This is a genomic window from Actinotalea sp. JY-7876 (assembly GCF_014042015.1).
Classification (GTDB): Bacteria; Actinomycetota; Actinomycetes; order Actinomycetales; family Cellulomonadaceae; genus Actinotalea.
Genome location: NZ_CP059493.1, coordinates 1,458,851 through 1,476,844, shown reverse-complemented (window position 1 = coordinate 1,476,844; position 17,994 = coordinate 1,458,851). Strand labels below are relative to the sequence as shown.

Annotated in this window: 19 protein-coding genes; 12 read left to right on the top strand and 7 right to left on the bottom strand. The window is 74.5% G+C overall.

Annotation, left to right across the window (positions count from 1 at the left end):
* Nucleotides 1-21 precede the first annotated feature (21 nt).
* Both H2O74_RS06985 and serB read left to right on the top strand, forming a co-directional pair.
* Entirely contained in the window at nt 22-1,263 is a 1,242-nt protein-coding gene (locus H2O74_RS06985) for a glucose-1-phosphate adenylyltransferase (protein WP_182113719.1), read from the top strand.
* 71 nt (nt 1,264-1,334) lie between these two features.
* Nucleotides 1,335-1,994, top strand: coding sequence for a phosphoserine phosphatase SerB (gene serB, locus H2O74_RS06980; RefSeq protein ID WP_255491843.1), 660 nt, complete (start codon nt 1,335-1,337; stop codon nt 1,992-1,994).
* A 28-nt stretch (nt 1,995-2,022) separates the two neighbouring features.
* On the opposite strand, the gene H2O74_RS06975 is transcribed toward serB, so the two are convergent.
* The 3 genes from H2O74_RS06975 to fabG all read right to left on the bottom strand — a co-directional run bounded on the left by H2O74_RS06975 (nt 2,023) and on the right by fabG (nt 4,115).
* Nucleotides 2,023-2,556 (bottom strand): histidine phosphatase family protein, encoded by a 534-nt coding sequence (locus tag H2O74_RS06975; protein ID WP_182113718.1) that lies wholly within the window; start codon nt 2,554-2,556, stop codon nt 2,023-2,025.
* 1 nt (nt 2,557) lies between these two features.
* The gene (gene fabI, locus H2O74_RS06970; RefSeq protein WP_182113717.1) at nt 2,558-3,325 is read right to left on the bottom strand and encodes an enoyl-ACP reductase FabI; all 768 of its coding nucleotides are present in this window, start codon (nt 3,323-3,325) and stop codon (nt 2,558-2,560) included.
* 76 nt (nt 3,326-3,401) lie between these two features.
* Nucleotides 3,402-4,115 carry a 3-oxoacyl-ACP reductase FabG gene (fabG, locus tag H2O74_RS06965; protein WP_182113716.1) on the bottom strand — a complete coding sequence of 238 codons (714 nt, stop codon included), beginning with the start codon at nt 4,113-4,115 and terminating at the stop codon, nt 3,402-3,404.
* A 140-nt stretch (nt 4,116-4,255) separates the two neighbouring features.
* Here fabG and H2O74_RS06960 point away from each other — a divergent pair, with 140 nt between their 5' ends.
* Genes H2O74_RS06960 through H2O74_RS06950 form a run of 3 tightly spaced genes read left to right on the top strand, consistent with a single transcriptional unit; the run spans nt 4,256 to nt 5,792 of the window.
* Nucleotides 4,256-4,618 (top strand): DUF3099 domain-containing protein, encoded by a 363-nt coding sequence (locus tag H2O74_RS06960; RefSeq protein ID WP_182113715.1) that lies wholly within the window; start codon nt 4,256-4,258, stop codon nt 4,616-4,618.
* Nucleotides 4,615-4,848 carry a hypothetical protein gene (locus H2O74_RS06955; protein ID WP_182113714.1) on the top strand — a complete coding sequence of 78 codons (234 nt, stop codon included), beginning with the start codon at nt 4,615-4,617 and terminating at the stop codon, nt 4,846-4,848. The genes H2O74_RS06960 and H2O74_RS06955 overlap by 4 nt, the downstream gene beginning before the upstream one ends.
* 17 nt (nt 4,849-4,865) lie before the next feature.
* Nucleotides 4,866-5,792, top strand: a complete 927-nt coding sequence (locus H2O74_RS06950; protein ID WP_255491842.1) for an SURF1 family protein — start codon at nt 4,866-4,868, stop codon at nt 5,790-5,792.
* Here the strand turns inward: H2O74_RS06950 and H2O74_RS06945 are convergent.
* Nucleotides 5,773-6,021, bottom strand: coding sequence for a helix-turn-helix domain-containing protein (locus tag H2O74_RS06945; protein ID WP_182113712.1), 249 nt, complete (start codon nt 6,019-6,021; stop codon nt 5,773-5,775). The two genes, H2O74_RS06950 and H2O74_RS06945, sit on opposite strands and share 20 nt — an antisense overlap.
* Before the next feature lie 97 nt (nt 6,022-6,118).
* Complete coding sequence (locus tag H2O74_RS06940) at nt 6,119-7,717, bottom strand: ABC-F family ATP-binding cassette domain-containing protein (RefSeq protein WP_182113711.1); 1,599 nt, start codon at nt 7,715-7,717, stop codon at nt 6,119-6,121.
* Between the two features lie 96 nt (nt 7,718-7,813).
* Here H2O74_RS06940 and H2O74_RS06935 point away from each other — a divergent pair, with 96 nt between their 5' ends.
* From H2O74_RS06935 to H2O74_RS06905, 7 genes are all read left to right on the top strand, one after another.
* Entirely contained in the window at nt 7,814-8,479 is a 666-nt protein-coding gene (locus H2O74_RS06935) for a biotin transporter BioY (RefSeq protein WP_255491841.1), read from the top strand.
* Between the two features lie 28 nt (nt 8,480-8,507).
* Nucleotides 8,508-9,215 (top strand): energy-coupling factor ABC transporter ATP-binding protein, encoded by a 708-nt coding sequence (locus H2O74_RS06930; RefSeq protein ID WP_182113710.1) that lies wholly within the window; start codon nt 8,508-8,510, stop codon nt 9,213-9,215.
* The gene (locus H2O74_RS06925; protein WP_255491840.1) at nt 9,212-9,868 is read left to right on the top strand and encodes an energy-coupling factor transporter transmembrane component T; all 657 of its coding nucleotides are present in this window, start codon (nt 9,212-9,214) and stop codon (nt 9,866-9,868) included. Before H2O74_RS06930 ends, H2O74_RS06925 begins: the two co-directional genes overlap by 4 nt.
* A 68-nt stretch (nt 9,869-9,936) precedes the next feature.
* A complete protein-coding gene (locus H2O74_RS06920) occupies nt 9,937-10,806 on the top strand; it encodes a neutral zinc metallopeptidase (RefSeq protein WP_182113709.1) in 870 nt (289 codons plus the stop codon).
* 12 nt (nt 10,807-10,818) lie between these two features.
* Nucleotides 10,819-11,301 carry a DUF2243 domain-containing protein gene (locus H2O74_RS06915; RefSeq protein WP_182113708.1) on the top strand — a complete coding sequence of 161 codons (483 nt, stop codon included), beginning with the start codon at nt 10,819-10,821 and terminating at the stop codon, nt 11,299-11,301.
* A 25-nt stretch (nt 11,302-11,326) separates the two neighbouring features.
* Nucleotides 11,327-12,106 carry a cytochrome c oxidase assembly protein gene (locus H2O74_RS06910; protein WP_182113707.1) on the top strand — a complete coding sequence of 260 codons (780 nt, stop codon included), beginning with the start codon at nt 11,327-11,329 and terminating at the stop codon, nt 12,104-12,106.
* A 122-nt stretch (nt 12,107-12,228) separates the two neighbouring features.
* Nucleotides 12,229-13,635: a serine hydrolase gene (locus H2O74_RS06905; protein ID WP_182113706.1), complete on the top strand. Its 1,407-nt coding sequence runs from the start codon at nt 12,229-12,231 to the stop codon at nt 13,633-13,635.
* Between the two features lie 63 nt (nt 13,636-13,698).
* Here H2O74_RS06905 and H2O74_RS06900 read toward each other — a convergent pair whose 3' ends face one another.
* Together H2O74_RS06900 and H2O74_RS06895 are read right to left on the bottom strand one after the other, a co-directional pair.
* Entirely contained in the window at nt 13,699-16,059 is a 2,361-nt protein-coding gene (locus H2O74_RS06900; RefSeq protein WP_182113705.1) for a glycoside hydrolase N-terminal domain-containing protein, read from the bottom strand.
* Nucleotides 16,060-16,246: 187 nt separating this feature from the next.
* The gene (locus H2O74_RS06895; protein WP_182113704.1) at nt 16,247-17,758 is read right to left on the bottom strand and encodes an extracellular solute-binding protein; all 1,512 of its coding nucleotides are present in this window, start codon (nt 17,756-17,758) and stop codon (nt 16,247-16,249) included.
* Nucleotides 17,759-17,994 lie beyond the last annotated feature (236 nt).

Below are 17,994 nucleotides of genomic sequence, written 5' to 3'. Positions count from 1 at the left end.
AGCACCCCTAGGGTCACGGGTATGGCAGCGCCGCGCGTCCTCGCAATCGTCCTCGCGGGTGGTGAGGGCAAGCGCCTCATGCCCCTCACCGCGGACCGCGCCAAGCCGGCCGTGCCGTTCGGCGGGATGTACCGCCTGGTCGACTTCGCGCTCTCCAACCTCGTCAACTCGCACTACCTGCAGATCGTCGTGCTGACGCAGTACAAGTCGCACAGCCTCGACCGGCACGTCGCCAAGACCTGGCGCATGTCGCCGCTGCTGGGCAACTACGTCGCGCCCGTGCCGGCGCAGCAGCGCGTCGGCAAGCACTGGTACCTGGGCAGCGCCGACGCGATCTTCCAGTGCCTCAACATCATCACCGACGAGCGGCCCGACGTCGTCGTGGTCGTGGGCGCCGACCACGTGTACCGGATGGACTTCGAGCAGATGGTCGACGCGCACCTCGCGTCGGACGCCGAGTTCACGGTCGCGGCGATCCGGCAGCCGATCTCGCTCGCCGACCAGTTCGGCGTCATCGAGACCCGCGCGGACGACCCGACGAAGATCAACGCCTTCCTGGAGAAGCCGACGGATCCGGTCGGGCTCGCCGACTCCCCCGGTGAGATCCTCGCCTCGATGGGCAACTACGTCGCGAACGCCGACGCCCTGGTCGAGGCCGTCACCAAGGACGCGGCCAACCCGACGTCGCGCCACGACATGGGCGGCGACATCGCGCCGTACTTCGTCGAGCGCGGCACCGCGGGCGTCTACGACTTCATCAAGAACGACGTCGCCGGCTCCACCGACCGCGACCGCGACTACTGGCGCGACGTGGGGACGCTGGACTCCTACTACGACGCCAACATCGACCTGATCTCGATCAACCCGGTGTTCAACCTCTACAACACCGACTGGCCCGTCTTCAGCGGGTACGCGCAGCTGCCGCCCGCGAAGTTCGTCCACGCCGGTCCCGGGCGCATGGGCCACGCGGCCGACTCGCTCGTCTCGCCGGGCGTCATCGTCTCGGGTGCCACGGTCACGGGCTCGGTGCTCTCGCCCGGGGTGTACCTGCACTCGTGGGCGTCGGTGAGCGACTCGGTCGTCATGGACGGCACGGACGTGGGGCGTCACGCCCAGGTGCACCGCGCGATCCTCGACAAGAACGTCGTGGTCAAGGAGCGGGCCCGCGTCGGCCTCGACGCCGAGCACGACCGGGCCCGCGGCTTCACCGTGACGGAGTCGGGCATCACGGTCGTCCCCAAGGGGACCGTCGTCGAGGGCTGAGCCCGCACCCACCGGCGCCCGGTCGGCGGACGCGCCGCGGCCACGGCGGCCACGCCGCTACCCTGCACCGCGTGGCACCAGCAGCGGACGTACGTGTGGTCGTGATGGACGTCGACTCGACGCTCATCACGGGTGAGGTCATCGAGCTGCTCGCGGCCCACGCCGGGGCGCGCGAGGAGGTCGCCGCCGTCACCGAGCGCGCCATGCGCGGCGAGATCGACTTCGCCACCTCGCTGCACGAGCGGGTCGCGACCCTCGCGGGCCTGCCCGTGGCGGTGCTCGACGCCGTGCGCGCGGACATGGTGCTGACGCCGGGCGCGGAGCGGCTGGTCGCCGAGCTCCACGACCGCGGCTGGCCCGTGGGCCTGGTCTCGGGCGGCTTCCACGAGCTGGTCGACCCCCTCGCGGCGCGCCTGGGCATCGACTTCGTGCGGGCGAACCGGCTCGAGATCGCCGACGGACGCCTCACCGGCCGCGTCGTCGGGCCCGTCGTGGACCGCGAGGCCAAGGCGCGCGCCCTGCGCGAGCTCGCCGCGGCCCACGGCGTCCCGATGGAGCGGACGGTCGCGATCGGCGACGGGGCCAACGACCTCGGGATGCTGGCGGCCGCGGGCCTCGGCATCGCCTTCAACGCCAAGCCGGTCGTGTGCGCGCAGGCCGACGTGGCGGTCCTCGACGCACCGCTCGACGCCGTGCTGGAGCACCTCCCGCGGCGCCCCACGGGCGCCTGAGCCACGCCCGGCGCCCGGGCGCCGGTGGCTAGGCCGGCGGTCGCACCGCGTCGAGGAGCACCGCGGAGGCCGGCTCGAGGGTCGCCCAGTCCGCGACGTCGAGCACCGCGAAGCCCGCCGTCGGCAGCCCGGCCCGTGCGGAGGCCAAGGCACGCTCGGACCCGCTGCCCGGGCGTGCGAGCGTGGCCGCCGCCGCGGACATCGTCGGCTCGTGACCCACGACGAGGACCGTCGCCACGCGCCCGTCGACGCCGCGCAGCAGGTCGACGAGCTCCGAGACGCCCGCGTCGTACAGGTCGTCGGTGATCACGACGTCCGGCTCCGGGGACCCGCGCAGCGAGCCCCGGACCAGGTCCCACGTCTGCCGGGTGCGCACGGCGGACGAGACGAGCACGAGCTCGGGGACGTGCCCCGCCGCGGCCAGCGCGGCGCCGACCGTGACGCACTGCGCGCGGCCCGCGAGTGCGAGCGGGCGCAGCGCGTCGCCGGCCACGGTGCCGGCCTCGGCCTTCGCGTGCCGCAGCAGCACGAGGCGGCGCCCGCCCGGGCGCGGCGACGTCACGTCACAGGCCCATCGCGTGGAAGCCGCCGTCGACGTGCACGATCTCCCCGGTCGTGGCCGGGAACCAGTCCGAGAGCAGCGCCGCGACGGCGCGGGCGGTGGGCTCGGCGTCGTGCGCGTCCCAGCCGAGCGGTGCGCGCTCGGGCCAGCCGCCCTCCATGGCCTCGAAGCCGGGGATCGACTTCGCCGCCGTGGTCCGGATGGGCCCGGCGGAGACGAGGTTGACCCGGATGCCCTGCGGCCCGAGGTCGCGCGCGAGGTAGCGGGCCGTGGACTCGAAGGCCGCCTTCGCCACACCCATCCAGTCGTACACGGGCCACGCGTACCGCGCGTCGAACGTCAGCCCCACGACGGCGGAGCCGCGCGGCATGAGCGGCTGCGCGGCCACCGTGAGGGCCTTGAGCGAGTACGCGGAGACGTGCAGCGCCGTCGCGACGTCCTCCCACTCGCCCGCGAGGAAGTTCCCGCCCATGACCGACTGGGGCGCGAAGCCGATGGAGTGCACGACGCCGTCCAGGTGGTCGACGTGCTCGCGGACCCGGTCGGCCAGCGCCTCCAGGTCCTGGGTCGACGTCGCGTCGAGCTCCACGACCGGCGCGGTGTGGGGCAGGCGCTTGGCGATGGCCTGCGTGAGGCGGAGCTGGCGGCCGAACGAGGTCAGGACGACCTCGGCACCCTCCTGCTGCGCGAGCCGCGCGACGTGGAAGGCGATGGAGCTGTCCATGAGGACGCCGGTGACCAGGAGCTTCTTGCCGTCGAGCAGACCCATGGAGCCGCTTCCCTTCGTCGAGTGTCGAGCGGTCGCCGTCCGCGCTGCGGCGACGCAGTGTCGTGGTGGTGACCCGTCAGTGCCCCATGCCGAGGCCGCCGTCGACCGGCACGACCGCGCCGCTGACGTACGCCGCGTCGGACGACGCGAGGAAGTGGACCACGCCGGCGACCTCGTCGGGATCCGCGAAGCGTCCGGCCGGGATCGCTGCACGGTAGGCCTCCTGGCGCTCCGGCGGCAACGCCGCGGTCATCGCGGTCTCGACGAACCCCGGCGCGACGACGTTCGCCGTGATGCCGCGCGCGCCGAGCTCGCGCGTGATCGACCGCGCCATGCCGACGAGCCCGGCCTTGGAGGCCGCGTAGTTCACCTGGCCGGCGCCGCCGTAGAGCCCGACCACCGAGGAGATGAGCACGATGCGGCCCCGCCGCAGCCGGATCATGCCCTTCGAGGCGCGGCGCACGCAGCGGAACGTCCCCGTCAGGTTGACGTCGAGCACCTGCTCGAAGTCCTCGTCGGTCATGCGCAGCAGCAGCTGGTCCCGCGTCACGCCGGCGTTGGCGACGAGCACCTCGACGGGCCCGTGCGCGGCCTCGACCTCGGTGAAGGCGGCGTCGATCGAGGCGGTGTCCGTCATGTCTCCGACCACGCCGAGCACGCCCTGCGGCAGGTCACCCGTGCGGTAGATGGTCGCGACCCGGTCCCCCGAGGCGACGAACCGCTCCGCGATGGCGCGTCCGATGCCGCGGTTGGCGCCGGTCACGAGCACGCTGCGAGGCGTGGTCTGCACAGGTCTGCTCCACTCAGGTCGACGGTCGGGAGGGGTCCGGTGCCCACCGGCACGCCCGGTGCCCCGGGAGTGAACGTAGCCGAAGGCCCGCCGCGGCCGCCCCCGACGCCCGTGGACCGAACGGCGGATAAACTCAGGAGGTGAACCGCACAGGCCTCCCCCGGCGCGAGTCCGGGCGACCGGACCGGGCCTCCGAGCCCGTCCCGCGGATCACGAGCGCCGCCGAGCCGCTGGCGGACGACATCGCGCGCCGGACCCGCCGCTACCTCATCCAGATGAGCATCCGGGTCGTGTGCTTCATCGGGGCCGTCACCGTCCAGCACTGGAGCCGGTGGCTCCTGCTCGCGGGCGCCGTGGTGCTGCCCTACATCGCGGTCCTGCTCGCGAACGCCGGACGGGAGCGCGGCGCGACGGTGGACCCGTACGACGCGACACGCGCCCTGCCGCCGGCACCCACGACGACCGCATTGCCCCCGACGTCCCCCCGGAGCCAGGACCAGTGACCACGAACGACACCGAGCCGGCCCAGGAGCTGCTGTGCAGCGCCCGCGGCTGCCGCGACGACGCCGCGTGGGGCCTGCGCTGGAACAACCCCAGGCTGCACTCCGGGGACCGGCGCAAGGTCTGGCTCGCGTGCGACGACCACCGGGCCCACCTCGAGCAGTTCCTGGGGGCGCGCGGGTTCCACCGTGACACGGTGCCGGTCGACGAGCTCGGGCCCGGCGACGGGTGAGCGCGACCGGTTCGACCGTGCGACAGGTCGCGCGGACGCTGCTGGTGGCCCTCGTCGTCGCCGTCGGCTGCACGGGCGCCGGGCTGTGGCAGTGGGGTCGCCACGAGGACCGCAGCGCCGCCATCGCGCTCGTGCAGGCGAACTACGACGCCGCACCGGTGCCGCTGGCGGACCTCCTCGGCCCGGGCGAGCAGCTCGACCCAGCCGACGTGTGGCGACCGGTCCGGGTCCGCGGCACCTACCTGCCCGCACCCGTGCTGCTGCGCAACCGCCCCGTCGACGGGCAGGCCGGGTTCCACGTCCTGGTCCCGCTCGTGCTGCAGGACGACGTGCTCGCCGGCTCGGTGCTCGTGGTCGACCGCGGCTGGGTGCCGCTGGGCGACGACAGCACGACGGCGGAGGTCCCCGCCCTGCCCGGCGGCCCGGTCGACGTCGTGGTGCGCCTGCGGCCCGGCGAGCGCGCCTCGGCCCGCGACGCCCCGGCCGGCCAGGTCCAGGCCATCAATGCCGACCAGGTCCGCGACGCCGCCCTGGGCACGCTGTCGGGCACCGGGCGCGCGGACGCGGGCGACTGGCCGGCCGACGCGACGCTGCGCGCGTACGGTGCCGTCGCCTCCGAGGACGGCGCGCGTCCCGAGGGCCTGGGCGCCCTGCCCGCGCCCAGCACCGACCCGGGCTCGCACCTGTCCTACGCGTTCCAGTGGTGGGTCTTCGCGCTGGGCGCGCTCGGGACCGGCGTGGTGCTGGCGGTGCGCGTCGTCCGGGAGGGCGATCCGGACGACGTCGACCAGCCCGACGCCGAGACCCCTGGCGGGACGCGCCCCGCCGGCACGTCCGGCCAGGGCTCGCGCCGTCGTCGTCCCACCGCCGAGGAGGAGGAGGATGCCCTCCTCGACGCGCAGGACGCGGGGCGTCCCGCCGACGTCAGGAGCGCGACTCCTTGAGGGCAGCGCGGCGCGCCTCGGCGGCAGCACCGCGCGTGGCACCACCCCGGGTCCGCATGGTGACGCCCTGCTCGACGAGCACGCCGTGGACGAACCCGTACGAGCGGCCGATGTCCTCGGCCATCGAACGGATGCTCTCACCGCGGTTGTAGCGCTCGACGAGCGATGCGGCGAGATCTTGCCGACCCTCGCCGGTGATCCGTGACCCCTTCGGCAGCTTCGTACCCATCATCGTCCTCCAGGCCCCAGGTTGGTGTGGCCCGCCACCGGACGGGAGCCCGGCCGACGGCGTCCGACCCGGTCGACGTCGCCCGGGCCGGGCGAGCTCACGCGAGCGAGATGAGGTCCGCGTAGCTGTCGTTCCATAGATCTTCGTCCCCATCCGGCAGGAGCACCACCCGTTCTGGTGACAAAGCGGTCACAGCGCCCTCGTCGTGCGTGACCATGACGACGGCGCCCGCGTAGCCGCGCAGCGCGTCGAGCACCTCCGCGCGGCTCGCCGGGTCGAGGTTGTTGGTCGGCTCGTCGAGGAGCAGGACGTTCGCCGACGACACCACCAGGGCCGCGAGCGCGAGGCGCGTCTTCTCGCCGCCCGACAGGACCCGCACGGGCTTGTCGGCGTCGTCGCCCGAGAACAGGAACGAGCCGAGCACCGAGCGCACCTGCGTGTCGCCCAGGTCGGGGGCCGCGTGACGCAGGTTCTCGACCACCGTCAGCTCGGTGTCCAGCGTCTCGTGCTCCTGCGCGTAGTAGCCGAGCTTGAGCCCGTGACCGGGCACGACCTCACCCGTGTCCGGCGTCTCGACGCCGGCCAGGAGCCGCAGGAGGGTGGTCTTGCCGGCGCCGTTGAGGCCCAGGATGACGACGCGGCTGCCGCGGTCGATCGCCAGGTCGACGTCCGTGAAGACCTCGAGCGAGCCGTAGGTCTTGCTCAGGCCGGTGGCGGTGAGCGGGGTGCGCCCGCACGGCGCGGGGTCGGGGAAACGCAGCTTCGCGACCTTGTCCGACGCGCGCTCGGACTCCAGGCCGGACAGGAGCCGCTCGGCCCGGCGCGCCATGTTCTGCGCCGCCGTCGCCTTGGTCGCCTTGGCCCGCATCTTGTCCGCCTGCGCGAGCAGGACCGTGGCCTTCTTCTCGGCGTTCGCCCGCTCGCGCTTGCGCCGGCGCTCGTCCGTCTCGCGCTGCGCCAGGTAGGCGTCCCAGCCGAGGTTGTACTGGTCCAGCTCGCCGCGGTTGGCGTCCAGGTGGAACACCTTGTTCACGGTCTGGCGCACGAGGTCGACGTCGTGGCTGATGACGAGGAACCCGCCGGAGTAGGAGCCGAGGTACTCGCGGAGCCAGACGACGGAGTCGGCGTCGAGGTGGTTGGTGGGCTCGTCGAGCAGCAGCGTCTCGGCGCCCGAGAACAGGATGCGGGCGAGCTCGACGCGCCGCCGCTGGCCGCCCGACAGGGTGCTCAGCGGCTGGCCCAGGATGCGCTCGGCGAGCCCGAGGTTGGACGCGATGCGCCCGGCCTCGCTCTCGGCCGCGTACCCCCCGGCCGCGGTGAACCGGGCCTCGAGCCGGGAGTACCGCTCCATCGCCGCATCGCGGGTGGCGTCGTCGGCGCTGGCCATCTCGCCCTCGGTGCTGCGCATGCGCCGGACGATGTCGTCCAGGCCGCGGGCCGAGAGGATGCGGTCCATCGCGACGACCTCGAGGTCGCCGGTGCGCGGGTCCTGCGGCAGGTAGCCCACGTCGCCCGTGCGCACCACCTGGCCCGACGTCGGCTGCCCCTCGCCCGCGAGGACGCGCGTCAGCGTGGTCTTGCCGGCGCCGTTGCGGCCGACGAGGCCGACGCGGTCGCCCGCGGCGATCCGGAACGACGCCTTCTCGAGGAGGACGCGGACGCCGATGCGCAGCTCGACGTCATGTGCGGTGATCACTGAGGTTTCCTCCGACGGGCGCCCGGCCGCCTTGTGGGCGGGCACAAACGCCACCCATCCTACGACCGGCTAGCGTGGTCGGCCGACCGCAGTACCGTGACCGACCCGCAGGTCTGGAGGACCATGGTCCCGACGCCCGAGGCCGCCCTGCCCGACGACGGCCGCGCCGGGGCCGCGCTCCCCCTGCCCGCGGCCCGGAGCTCGGCCGCGACCGACGTCGCCCTGGTCGCCACGTTCGCGGCCTTCATCGCGGTCTGCGCGCTGCTGCCCGCCATCACCCTGCCCGGCATGGCCGTGCCGATCACGCTGCAGACGTTCGGCGTGATGCTCGCGGCCCTCGTCCTGGGCCCGGTGCGGGGCGCCCTCGCCGTCCTGCTCTACCTCGCGGTGGGGTTCGCCGGGATCCCGGTCTTCTCGGAGGGCACGGGCGGCCTGGCGACGTTCGGCAAGGTGTCGCTGGGATACCTGCTCGCCTTCCCGGTCGCGGCGCTGGTCGCCGGCCTGCTCTCCGCGCGCGCGCTGCACCTGCGTCCCGGGCTGCGCCCGCTCGCGTTCTTCGCGAGCGCGACCGCCGCGAGCCTGCTGGTCGTGCACCCGCTCGGGATCACCGTCATGGGCGCGCGGCTGGGCCTCTCGGGCGGCGAGGCGATCGCCGCGGGTGCGACCTTCCTCCCGGGCGACGTCGTGAAGAACGTGCTGGCGGCGGTCGTCGCCACGGCCGTGCTGCGGGCGTTCCCGGACCTGCGCGCGCGGCGGCGCTGAGCGCGGGGCGCGGCCGTAGGCTCGTGACGTGATCGAGCTGGTCGACGCGACCGTCACGGTGTGGGCGGCCGGTGACCGTGACGAGGTCGTGGAGCTGCTCGCGCCGACGACGCTCACGCTCGCCGAGCGCCGGGTCGCCGTCGTCGGTGCCAACGGCTCGGGCAAGTCCACCCTCGCCCGCCTGGTCAACGGGCTCGTGCTGCCGTCGGCCGGCGCCGTGCGCGTGGACGGGCTCGACACGCTGCGCGACGGCGCCGCGGTCCGGCGCCGCGTCGGCTTCACCTTCACCGACCCCGACGCCCAGATCGTCATGCCCACCCCCGTCGAGGACGTCGCGCTCTCCCTGCGCCGCCTGGACCTGCCCGCCGACGAGCGGGCCGAGCGGGCGCGCGAGGTCCTCGCGCGCTACGGGCTCGGCGAGCGGGCCGACGTCCCCGTGCACGCCCTCTCGGGCGGGCAGAAGCAGCTGCTGGCGCTCGCGGCGGTGCTGGCCACCGAGCCGGCCGTGCTGGTGTGCGACGAGCCGACGACCCTGCTGGACCTGCGCTGGCGGCGCGCCGTCGACGCGCTCCTGGACTCGCTCGACCTGCAGCTGCTCCTGGTCACGCACGACCTGGCCGCGGCGCGGCGTGCCGAGCGCGTGCTCGTGGTCGACGAGGGCGCGGTCGTGGCGGACGGCGACCCCGACGACGCCGTGGACCACTACGTCGAGCTCATGTCCGGGGTGACGCGGTGAGCGCGCCGCCCGCGCGTCCCGCCGACCCGCGCCACCAGCGCCTGCGGTGGGCCGGTCCGCTCGGCCTGCACCAGCCCGGCGCGTCGTGGCTGCACCGGGCGCCGGCGGGCACGAAGCTGCTCGGCCTCGCGGCCGTCGGTGCGGCGGTGCTCGTGGTCTCCGGGCCATGGCCGAGCCTGGCCCTGCTGGCCGGGGCACTCGGGGTCGCCGCGTCGGCTCGCCTGCGGCTGCGCACGACGCTGCGCCAGCTGCTGCCCGTCCTGGTGGTCGCGGTCCTCGTCGGCGGCTTCCAGGCGTGGCGACGGGGTCCCGCGATCGCGGTCGAGGTGGCCGCCGACCTCGTCACGGTGGTCGTCGTGGCGGTCGTCCTGACCGCGACCACCCCGGCGGACCGGCTGCTCGACGTGCTCGGACGCGCCGCCCGCCCGTTGCGCCACGTGGGGCTCCGCCCGGAGGTCGTCGCGCTCGCCGTCGGGCTCATGCTCCGGGCCGTGCCGGCCCTGCTCGAGACCTCGCTCGAGGCGCGCGACGCCGCCCGCGCCCGCGGGCTCGAACGCGACCCGCGGGCCGTGCTGGTACCCGCCGCCGTGCGCGCCGTCGGACGGGCGCGGCGCACGGGCGACGCGCTCGCCGCGCGCGGCGTCGGCGAGTAGGGACCCGCCCCTCCACCGCGACCGACCTCGACGGGCCGGGCCGCCCGCCCGCCGCTACGGTGACCGCCATGACGTTCAGCGAGGGTGGCCGGTTCGAGGGCGGCCGCGTCGGCACCCGGCGGCGTCGCGGCGGCGCCGTCGCGGGCGGCGGCATCGGCCTCGGCATCGTCGCGTTCCTCATCTTCCAGTTCACCGGCGTCGACGTCGGCCCCGCGCTCGAGGGCATCCAGGGCGGCGGCGAGGAGCGCGGCACCGTCGAGGAGTGCTCCGCCGAGGAGGCCAACACCTCGCGCGAGTGCCGGCTCTCGGCGACCGTGCAGTCCCTGGACGCCCACTGGGCGCAGTCCCTGCCCGCCGGAGCGACCTTCGTGGAGCCCGACGTGTGGGCGTTCGAGCAGGCGACGTCGACCCAGTGCGGCAACGCGACCGCGTCAACCGGGCCGTTCTACTGCCCGCCGGAGCAGGCGATCTACCTCGACCTCGGCTTCTACGACCTGCTGGAGAGCCAGTTCGGCGCGACCGGCGGACCGCTCGCGGAGATGTACGTCACCGCGCACGAGTACGGCCACCACATCCAGGCCCTCACGGGCGTGATGGACAGCGCCGACCGCCAGGGGACCGGGGCGACGTCCGACTCGGTGCGCGTCGAGCTCCAGGCCGACTGCTACTCGGGCGTGTGGGCCGGTCAGGCGTCCTCCCAGGTCGACCCGGACACCGGCACGGTGTTCCTCGAGCCGATCAGCCCCGAGCAGCTGGCCCAGGCCCTGTCGGCGGCGGAGGCCGTGGGCGACGACCACATCCAGCAGCAGTCCGGCGGCGACGTGAACCCCCACACGTGGACGCACGGCTCGGCCGAGCAGCGCCAGCGCTGGTTCATGACGGGGTACGAGTCCCTCGACCCGGCGACCTGCGACACGTTCGCCGCGACGGACCTCTGACGCCGGTCGGCCATGGCGCGGGAGACCACGGGCACCGCTCGACCCGACCACCGCCGCTCCGTGCGCACGGGCCTGCTCCTGGGCGTGGCGGTCATGGCGGCCGTCGACGAGATCGTCTTCCACCAGATCCTCGGCTGGCACCACTTCTACGACGGGTCGACCACCGAGGTCGCGCTCCTGACCGACGGCCTGCTGCACGCGGCCGAGCTGGTCATGCTCGTCGGCGGCCTCTTCCTCGTGGCCGACCTGTCGCGGACCGGGGGCCTGGCGCCGCGCTCCGCGGTCGGCGGCCTGCTCCTGGGCGCCGGGGCGTTCCAGCTGTTCGACGGCATCGTCGACCACAAGGTGCTGCGCCTGCACCAGGTCCGCTACGACGTCGACCTCCTGCCGTACGACCTCGCCTGGAACCTCGCGGGCGTCGCGCTGCTCGCCACGGGGGCGCTGGTCACGCACCGCGCCGCGCGCCGGATCGCGGGCGCGGCGCCGCCGGCGTGAGCAGGGGCGCGCCGGGGGCGGTCGCGTGAGCGCCACGTGGCTGCTCCCGGTGTCGGCCCTCGTCGTGCTCGTGGGCGGCTACGCCGCGGCGGTGGGCGCGCGTCCCGCGACGCTGCCGCGGTGGCGTCCGGGGCGGACCGTCGCGTGGGTGGCCGGCGCCGTGCTCGTCGCCGCCGCCCTGAGCCCGCCCGTCGCCGGCGCCGCCCAGCACGACCACCGGCTGCACATGCTCCAGCACCTGCTGCTGGGGATGTACGCGCCGCTGGGGCTCGTGCTCGGCGCCCCGCTCACGGCGCTGCTCGGGAGCCTGCCGCGGCGCCGGGCGCGCGGCTGGGTGCGGGTGCTGCGCTCGCGGCCCGTCCACGTCCTGTCCCACCCCGCGACGGCGGCCGTGCTCAGCACCGGCGGGGTCCTGGTGCTCTACCTCACGCCTCTGTACGGGTGGACGCGCGAGCACGACGCCGTCAACGCGCTCGTGCTGACCCACCTGCTCCTGGCGGGGTGCCTGCTCACGTGGTCGATCGCGGGCCCCGACCCCGCGCCCGGGCGCCCGGGCCTCGCGGTCCGCACGGCCGTCCTGGTCGTCTCCGCCGGGACGCACGCGTTCCTGGCCAAGCTCCTGTACGCACGGGCCGGTGCGGGCCACCCGGGCGGGCACGACCACACGGGCGAGCACGCCGTGGAGGCCGCCCAGCAGGCCGCGACGTGGATGTACTACGGGGGCGACGGCGCCGAGCTGCTGCTCGCGGCCGCGCTGTTCGCGACCTGGTACCGCCTCCGCGGGAGGGAGCGGGCGGCCGTCTAGAGTGGCCGCAGACCTCGGATCTCGTGCGCCGTCCGCGCTCGTCCGTCCCTGCCTGCCGCCGACCTGGAGCACCCTGTGGCCGTCACCGACGACGCGATCGACCGGCTCCCTGCGTCGCGCGCATGACCGGCCTCACCGCGCTCGCCCGCGCGCTCGTCGAGACGCTCGCACACCGGGCGCACGCGCTGGACGTGGCCCTGCACACGGTCCAGGTCAGCGTGGACGGCCGGCTCGTCGTCCAGGCGGCGAACGACCCGCTCGGTCCGGACACCCCGCAGCGGATGTACTCGGTGTCGAAGACGGTCACCGGCCTCGCCGTCGGCATCCTGGCGGACGAAGGCGCGCTGAGCCTCGACGACCCGGTCGTCGGACACTTCCCGGAGATGGCTCCGGTCCACCCGTGGCTGGCGGGCACGACGCTCCGGCACATGCTGTCCATGCGCGGACCGCACCGGTCCACGACGTACCGCAGGGGCGAGGGTGGCTGGCTCGAGTCGTACTTCCGGGTGACGCCGACGCACCCGCCGGGCACCCTGTTCACCTACGACACGAGCGCCTCGTACGTCCTGGCCGCACTCGTCGAGCGGCTCACCGGCGGGTCGCTCGCGCAGTACCTGCGCCCGCGCCTCCTCGACCCGCTCGGGATCGGCGCGGGACTCCGGTTCCTCACCGGCCCGGAGGGCATCGCCCACGGCGGCTCGGGCCTGATCTGCACCCCGCGCGACCTGCTGCGCCTGGCGCACCTGATGCTCGACGACGGCGTGCACGACGGCGCCGCCCTGCTCCCCCGCGGGTACCTGCGCGACGCGACGCGGGCCCAGGCCGACACCGCCACGCAGACGTGGGGCGCGTCGCTGCGACGGGGCTACGGGTACCAGCTGTGGTTGCCGCGGCCGGGGTGCTGGCTCATGTTCGGTCTGGGCGGCCAGATCGTGCTCGGGGACCCGGCCCGCCGTCTCGCCGTCGTCGTCACCGCCGACACGCAGGCCTGCTCGAGCGGCGACCAGCGGCTGCTCGACGACGTCCTCGAGCACCTGGTGGAGCCGCTCGCCGCGCACCTCGACGCGGCGCGCGCAACCGGCCGTGACGTCGTCGGTCCGGCGTCGGAGGTGGCGCTCGAGTGGCCGGCGCCGCACCACGACCCCGCCCACGCGCGTCCCGTCACGGAGCGCTACGTGAACGTGGCGGCCGGACCTGGACCCGCCGAGCTGACCGTCGCACTGGACGCGCGCGGGGGGCACCTCTCCGCGGCGGGCGTGGGCCCCGCCGGCGACGGATGCGACGTCGAGGTGCGGTTCCACGCACCCCGCAGCATCCGTGCGGGCGCCGCCGCCCCGGCCGTCGTCACCGCGGGATGGACCAGCGCGGACACGCTCGACGTGCGCGGCGCCGTGCACGGCGAGGACCTCGCCACCTGGCGCGCCCGGCTCGCGTGGGCCCCCGACGGGACGCTCGCCGTGCAGTCCCAGGTGTTCTGCGAGTCCGCCGACCCCGCCTGGACCTTCCACGGCGCCTACCGCCCGGCCTGACCGCGGAGGTGGTGGGTCACGCCCGCGGTCCGGACGGTCGGAACGCAGGGACCCGGCCGACCGTCATGGGCAGCGCGGCAGTCGCAGGAGCGTCGGCGCCTCGGCGAGCTGCGCCGTCACCGTCCGGCGCCCGGCACCGCCCACCCGGATCTCAACCAGGTCACCGTCGCGTGTCCGCTCGGTCCCGGGTGCGAACCGCGCCTCGAGCTCCACCGCGTCGGGCGTCCACGCGAGGCGGTCCGCGACGAGCCCGCCGCGGCCGCGCAGTCCCGTGATCTCGCCCTCCGGCCAGGCGTCCGGGCACGCCTGAAGGACCGTGACGACGTTCGGCTGCGCCTCGAGGAGCATCGCCGTGACGACCGCGGGCAGCCCGCCGGACGCATCGACGTTGAAGATCGCCCCGGCGTCGTGGGTCGAGACCCCGTTGGTGCCCCAGTGCAGCTCGGCGAGCCATGTGGCACACCGCAAGGCCATCTCGGCGGAACCGAGGCGCGCGGCGGCGACGCCGAGCTGGACCAGCCCGAACGCCATCTCCATGCGCCCCGGGGGCCCGCTGGGGTCCTCGGCGCGCCAGTCGAGGCGACGACGGATCGCCTCGAGCGCGGCGAGCCTCTCGGCGGTTCCGACGCCCGCCTCGTCCTCGTACCAGAACGGGTACAGGTGCGACGCGTGCCGGTGGGGCACGTGGTCCTCGAAGCCGTCGCCGATCCACTCGGCGAGCGCACCGTCGCTGATCCGGTAACCCGGCAGGGAACGCTCGAGCGCCGCCCAGCGTGCGTCGAGTCCGGGGTCGGCACCGGGCACCAGCGCGGCGATGCGGCGGCCGAGCCGGGCGGCGTCCCGCAGCATCGCGACGTCGCTCGTGGCGTCGACGGCCAGCGGCGTCGCGGCACCCGCCGGCGTGTTCTCCGGCGAGTACGACGGCACCACGTGCGCGCGACCGTCGGCACCGGGGACGACGACGTCGCACGAGAACTCGAGCACGTTGACCGTGAGCGGCCACAGCACGTCGCGCAGGAAGTGGTCGTCCCCGGTGGCCGACCAGTAGTCGAAGCCCATCCGGACCATCCACGGGCCGTTGCCGATCCACCAGTGGTGCGGGTAGCGGTGGTTGGTGTGGTCCGCGCGGCCGTGGGTGGTGCACCGGGCCGGGAGCAGCCAGCCGCCCAGCCCGTACACGCGCCGCGCGTTGTCCTCGAAGTCGTGGCGGAACCGCGAGAGCAGGCGGAAGATCGCGGGCACGACCTCCTCGAAACCCGCGACGACAGCCCCGGCGGCGGCACCGTTCTGCACGTTGCCGTTCATCGTGTAGTCCGAGGACCACGCCGGGGACCACGTCCCCTGCCAGACCCCCTGCAGCGTCGGGGGCAGCACCCCGGTCGACGACAGGATCGTGTGCCGGCCGGCGGCGAAGGCGAGCTCGACCGCGAGCCGGTGCGCGCCCTCCTCGTCGCGGCGGACAGCCGCTGCGAGCGCCTCGAGCTCGGGGGTCGGCTCGCCGCCGCCGACGCGGAAACTGGTCCGTCCCACGAGCCCGCCGTGGTCGCGGAGCTGCGCGGCACGGGCCGCGGCCGGCTCGCCCAGCACCGACCGGCACCGTCGCTCGGTGGCGGACGCGTCGAACGCGCCGTCGCCGAGCTGCACGTCGACCGCGACCGCCAGCGTCGCGACGCCAGTGCCGGCCGACACGCGAGCGCGGACCTCGCCCTCGCCGACGTGCTCCACGACCATCTCGACGCCAGGCCCGGCCACGACGACGGTCTGCGCCACCACGTCGGCGAAGTCACCCCGCGGCGAGGTGAGGAGGTGCAGGCGGCCGCGGTCCGACGACGCCCGGGCGCGCACCCGGGCCGCGTAGGCGGCACCGCGGCTCCCGGGTCCGCCGACCGCGGTCTCGCGATTGAGGCACAGCGTCAGGACGCCGTCGACGGGGCCGGGCGCGCGGAGCTCCACCACGAAGACGTCCGCGGCCCGCACGGGCAGCACGGCGATCCGATGCACCCCGGCGGCCGTCGCCCAGTGCGCCGACGCCTCGCCGGACAGGAAGTCGACCGCACGCCGGTACGTGTCGGTGTTCTCCGGACCGCGGCCGCTCGGCTCCCAGGCCAGCCTCGCGGCGGGGAGCAGCGGGTCGGTCCACACCAGTCGGTCGCCCACGTCGGACGCCGCGACGACCTCGTCCGCCAGTGCCGCGGCGCCCGCGGCGTCACCGGCGAGCAGCCGGCTTCGGACCTCCGGCAGGACGTCGGTCATCACGGGCGCCGGAGGCCGGTCGTTGAGCTCGCCGAAGAACTCCTCGTGGGAGATGTCGACGAGGTGGCGCGCCGGCCCGCCGTGGAGAACGGCACCGGCCGAGCCGGTACCGGCGATGATGCCGGCGTCCCAGGTCGGTGCCGTCGAGCGGCTCGAGAACCCGGTGATCACGCCGCCCCCTCCGCCCGGGGCCGGACCGGGGGCCCCGCCGCCTCGCCGGCGAGGGCGCGGCCGTCGGCCGGGGCCTGGATCTGGCTCGTCTGCACACGCCACCTCTCGGATCGGTCTGGGACGGTGCACGTCGTGCACCACCGTCGGGTGGGTGCCGGCCGCCCGCGGCCGGCACCCACCCTCGACGTCAGCCGTTGGCCGCGGCGTACGCCGCGGTGAGCTCCTCGATCACCTGGGCGAGGTCCTCCCCGCGAAGGCGCTCGATCGTCGCCTCGTAGTCCGCCATCTCGATCTGGCCGGTGATGTACTGGTTGTAGGCGTCGATGACCTGCTGCTCGATGGTGGACCAGCGACTGTCGTAGGTCGGCGAGCTGAGCGACTGAGCCGGGTTCGTGACCACGTAGTCCGCGTTCTCGAGCATCTTCTCGTTCGCCTCGTTGACGTACGGGTCAGAGCTCTCGTAGACCACCGCCTTCTCGGACGGACGAGACGAGCTCCACGGCTGCACCTCCCGCTCCCACGCCGCCTGGTCCGTGATCGTGACGACGCCGTCCGCGTCGACCTCGTAGTGCTCGCCCTCGATGCCGTTGGTCATGAGGCCGTGCGCCTCCTCGTCGAGGAGCGCGTCGATGAAGCCGAGCACCCTGCGCAGCTCCTCCTCCGTCTCCACCTCGCTCTTGGGCATCGCGAGCCAACCCCCCATGCCGCCGGCCGTGTCGGAGAGGATCCGCCGCGGCACGTCGTCGTGGGTCAGGTCGTTGATCAGCGCCCACGCCATCGGGGTGTTCGGGTCGGCGCTCCTGGCCGTGGCCATGTAGTTCTTCGCCTCGAAGAGACCCGCCACGATGATGCCGCCCTTGCCGCGCGCGATGCCGTCCAGCTGGTTCTGCTTCTGGACGGTGACGAACTCCTGGTTCACCCACCCGTTCTCGTACACGCCCCGGTACCACGCCATCGCCTCCTTGAAGGCGTCGGTGGTGAAGGACGGGACGACCTCGCCGTCGTCGGTGACCTCGAACTCGACCCCGGCCCCGAAGTACCCGGCCAGAGACTCGAACGCGAGGGAGAAGCTCTCCTCGCGGTCGTAGAACCCGACCGTGTCGTGCTGGCCGTTGCCGTCCGGGTCGTCCTCGGTGAAGGCGCGAGCGATCTCGGTGAGCTCGTCGATCGTGCTCGGGACCTCGAGGCCCAGGTTGTCGAGCCAGTCCTGCCGCACCATGACGCCGTAGCGGGCCAGGAACCGCTGGTACGGCACTCCGTAGAGGGCGCCGTCGATGCGGGCCGACTCGATGGTCTCCTCGGGGATCTGCGCCAGGTTCGGGAACTCGTCGATGTACTCCTCGATGTCCCAGAACATCCCGGAGCCGAGCGCCGAGCGCACCGGCGTACTCGCCACCGGCCCCATGGTGACGAGATCGGCGAGCTGCCCGGAGGCCAGCGACGCGTTGAGCTTCTCCTCCTTCGAGGCGTCCGGCACCCACTGGACGTCGATCTCGACCCCGGTGTACTCCTCGATCGCGCGCTCGATGGGACCGTTCTTCTCCGGTGTCGACGGGGTGTGGACCACCGTCATCCACGTGATGGGGCCCTGCGCGGTGCCGCCCTCGGCCTCACCGCCCGAGGCGTCGCCGCACGCGGCGAGCGCGAGCGCCAGCACCGTCGCCGACGCCACCGCCGTTCCGTTCCTGCGGTTGATCATGTGATCCCTTCGGTGTGCCAGGTCTTCGCCTCCCGCGCCGTCGCGGGGGCGGTCGTGTCGATCTGCCGAGCCGCCGCACTGGCTCCCGGAGCGCGACAGGGGCGCGCGGGCCACGGGTCGCGCGATTGCGCCGTGCACCGCTCGTACCGACCCCCGGCTCGTCGGACAGCGGCGAGGACGATCGGCGCGCCCTTCTGCTCTCCGTTGAGCGTGGTGTCGGAAGTCGACGAGAAACC

Bases quoted from the DNA above. Each gene is read 5' to 3' on its own strand.
- H2O74_RS06905 (WP_182113706.1), top strand. From the start codon at position 12,229: ATGACCGGCCTCACCGCGCTCGCCCGCGCGCTCGTCGAGACGCTCGCA.
- H2O74_RS06920 (WP_182113709.1), top strand. From the start codon at position 9,937: ATGACGTTCAGCGAGGGTGGCCGGTTCGAGGGCGGCCGCGTCGGCACC.
- H2O74_RS06985 (WP_182113719.1), top strand. From the start codon at position 22: ATGGCAGCGCCGCGCGTCCTCGCAATCGTCCTCGCGGGTGGTGAGGGC.
- H2O74_RS06915 (WP_182113708.1), top strand. From the start codon at position 10,819: ATGGCGCGGGAGACCACGGGCACCGCTCGACCCGACCACCGCCGCTCC.
- H2O74_RS06945 (WP_182113712.1), bottom strand. From the start codon at position 6,021: ATGGGTACGAAGCTGCCGAAGGGGTCACGGATCACCGGCGAGGGTCGG.
- H2O74_RS06895 (WP_182113704.1), bottom strand. From the start codon at position 17,758: ATGATCAACCGCAGGAACGGAACGGCGGTGGCGTCGGCGACGGTGCTG.
- fabI (WP_182113717.1), bottom strand. From the start codon at position 3,325: ATGGGTCTGCTCGACGGCAAGAAGCTCCTGGTCACCGGCGTCCTCATG.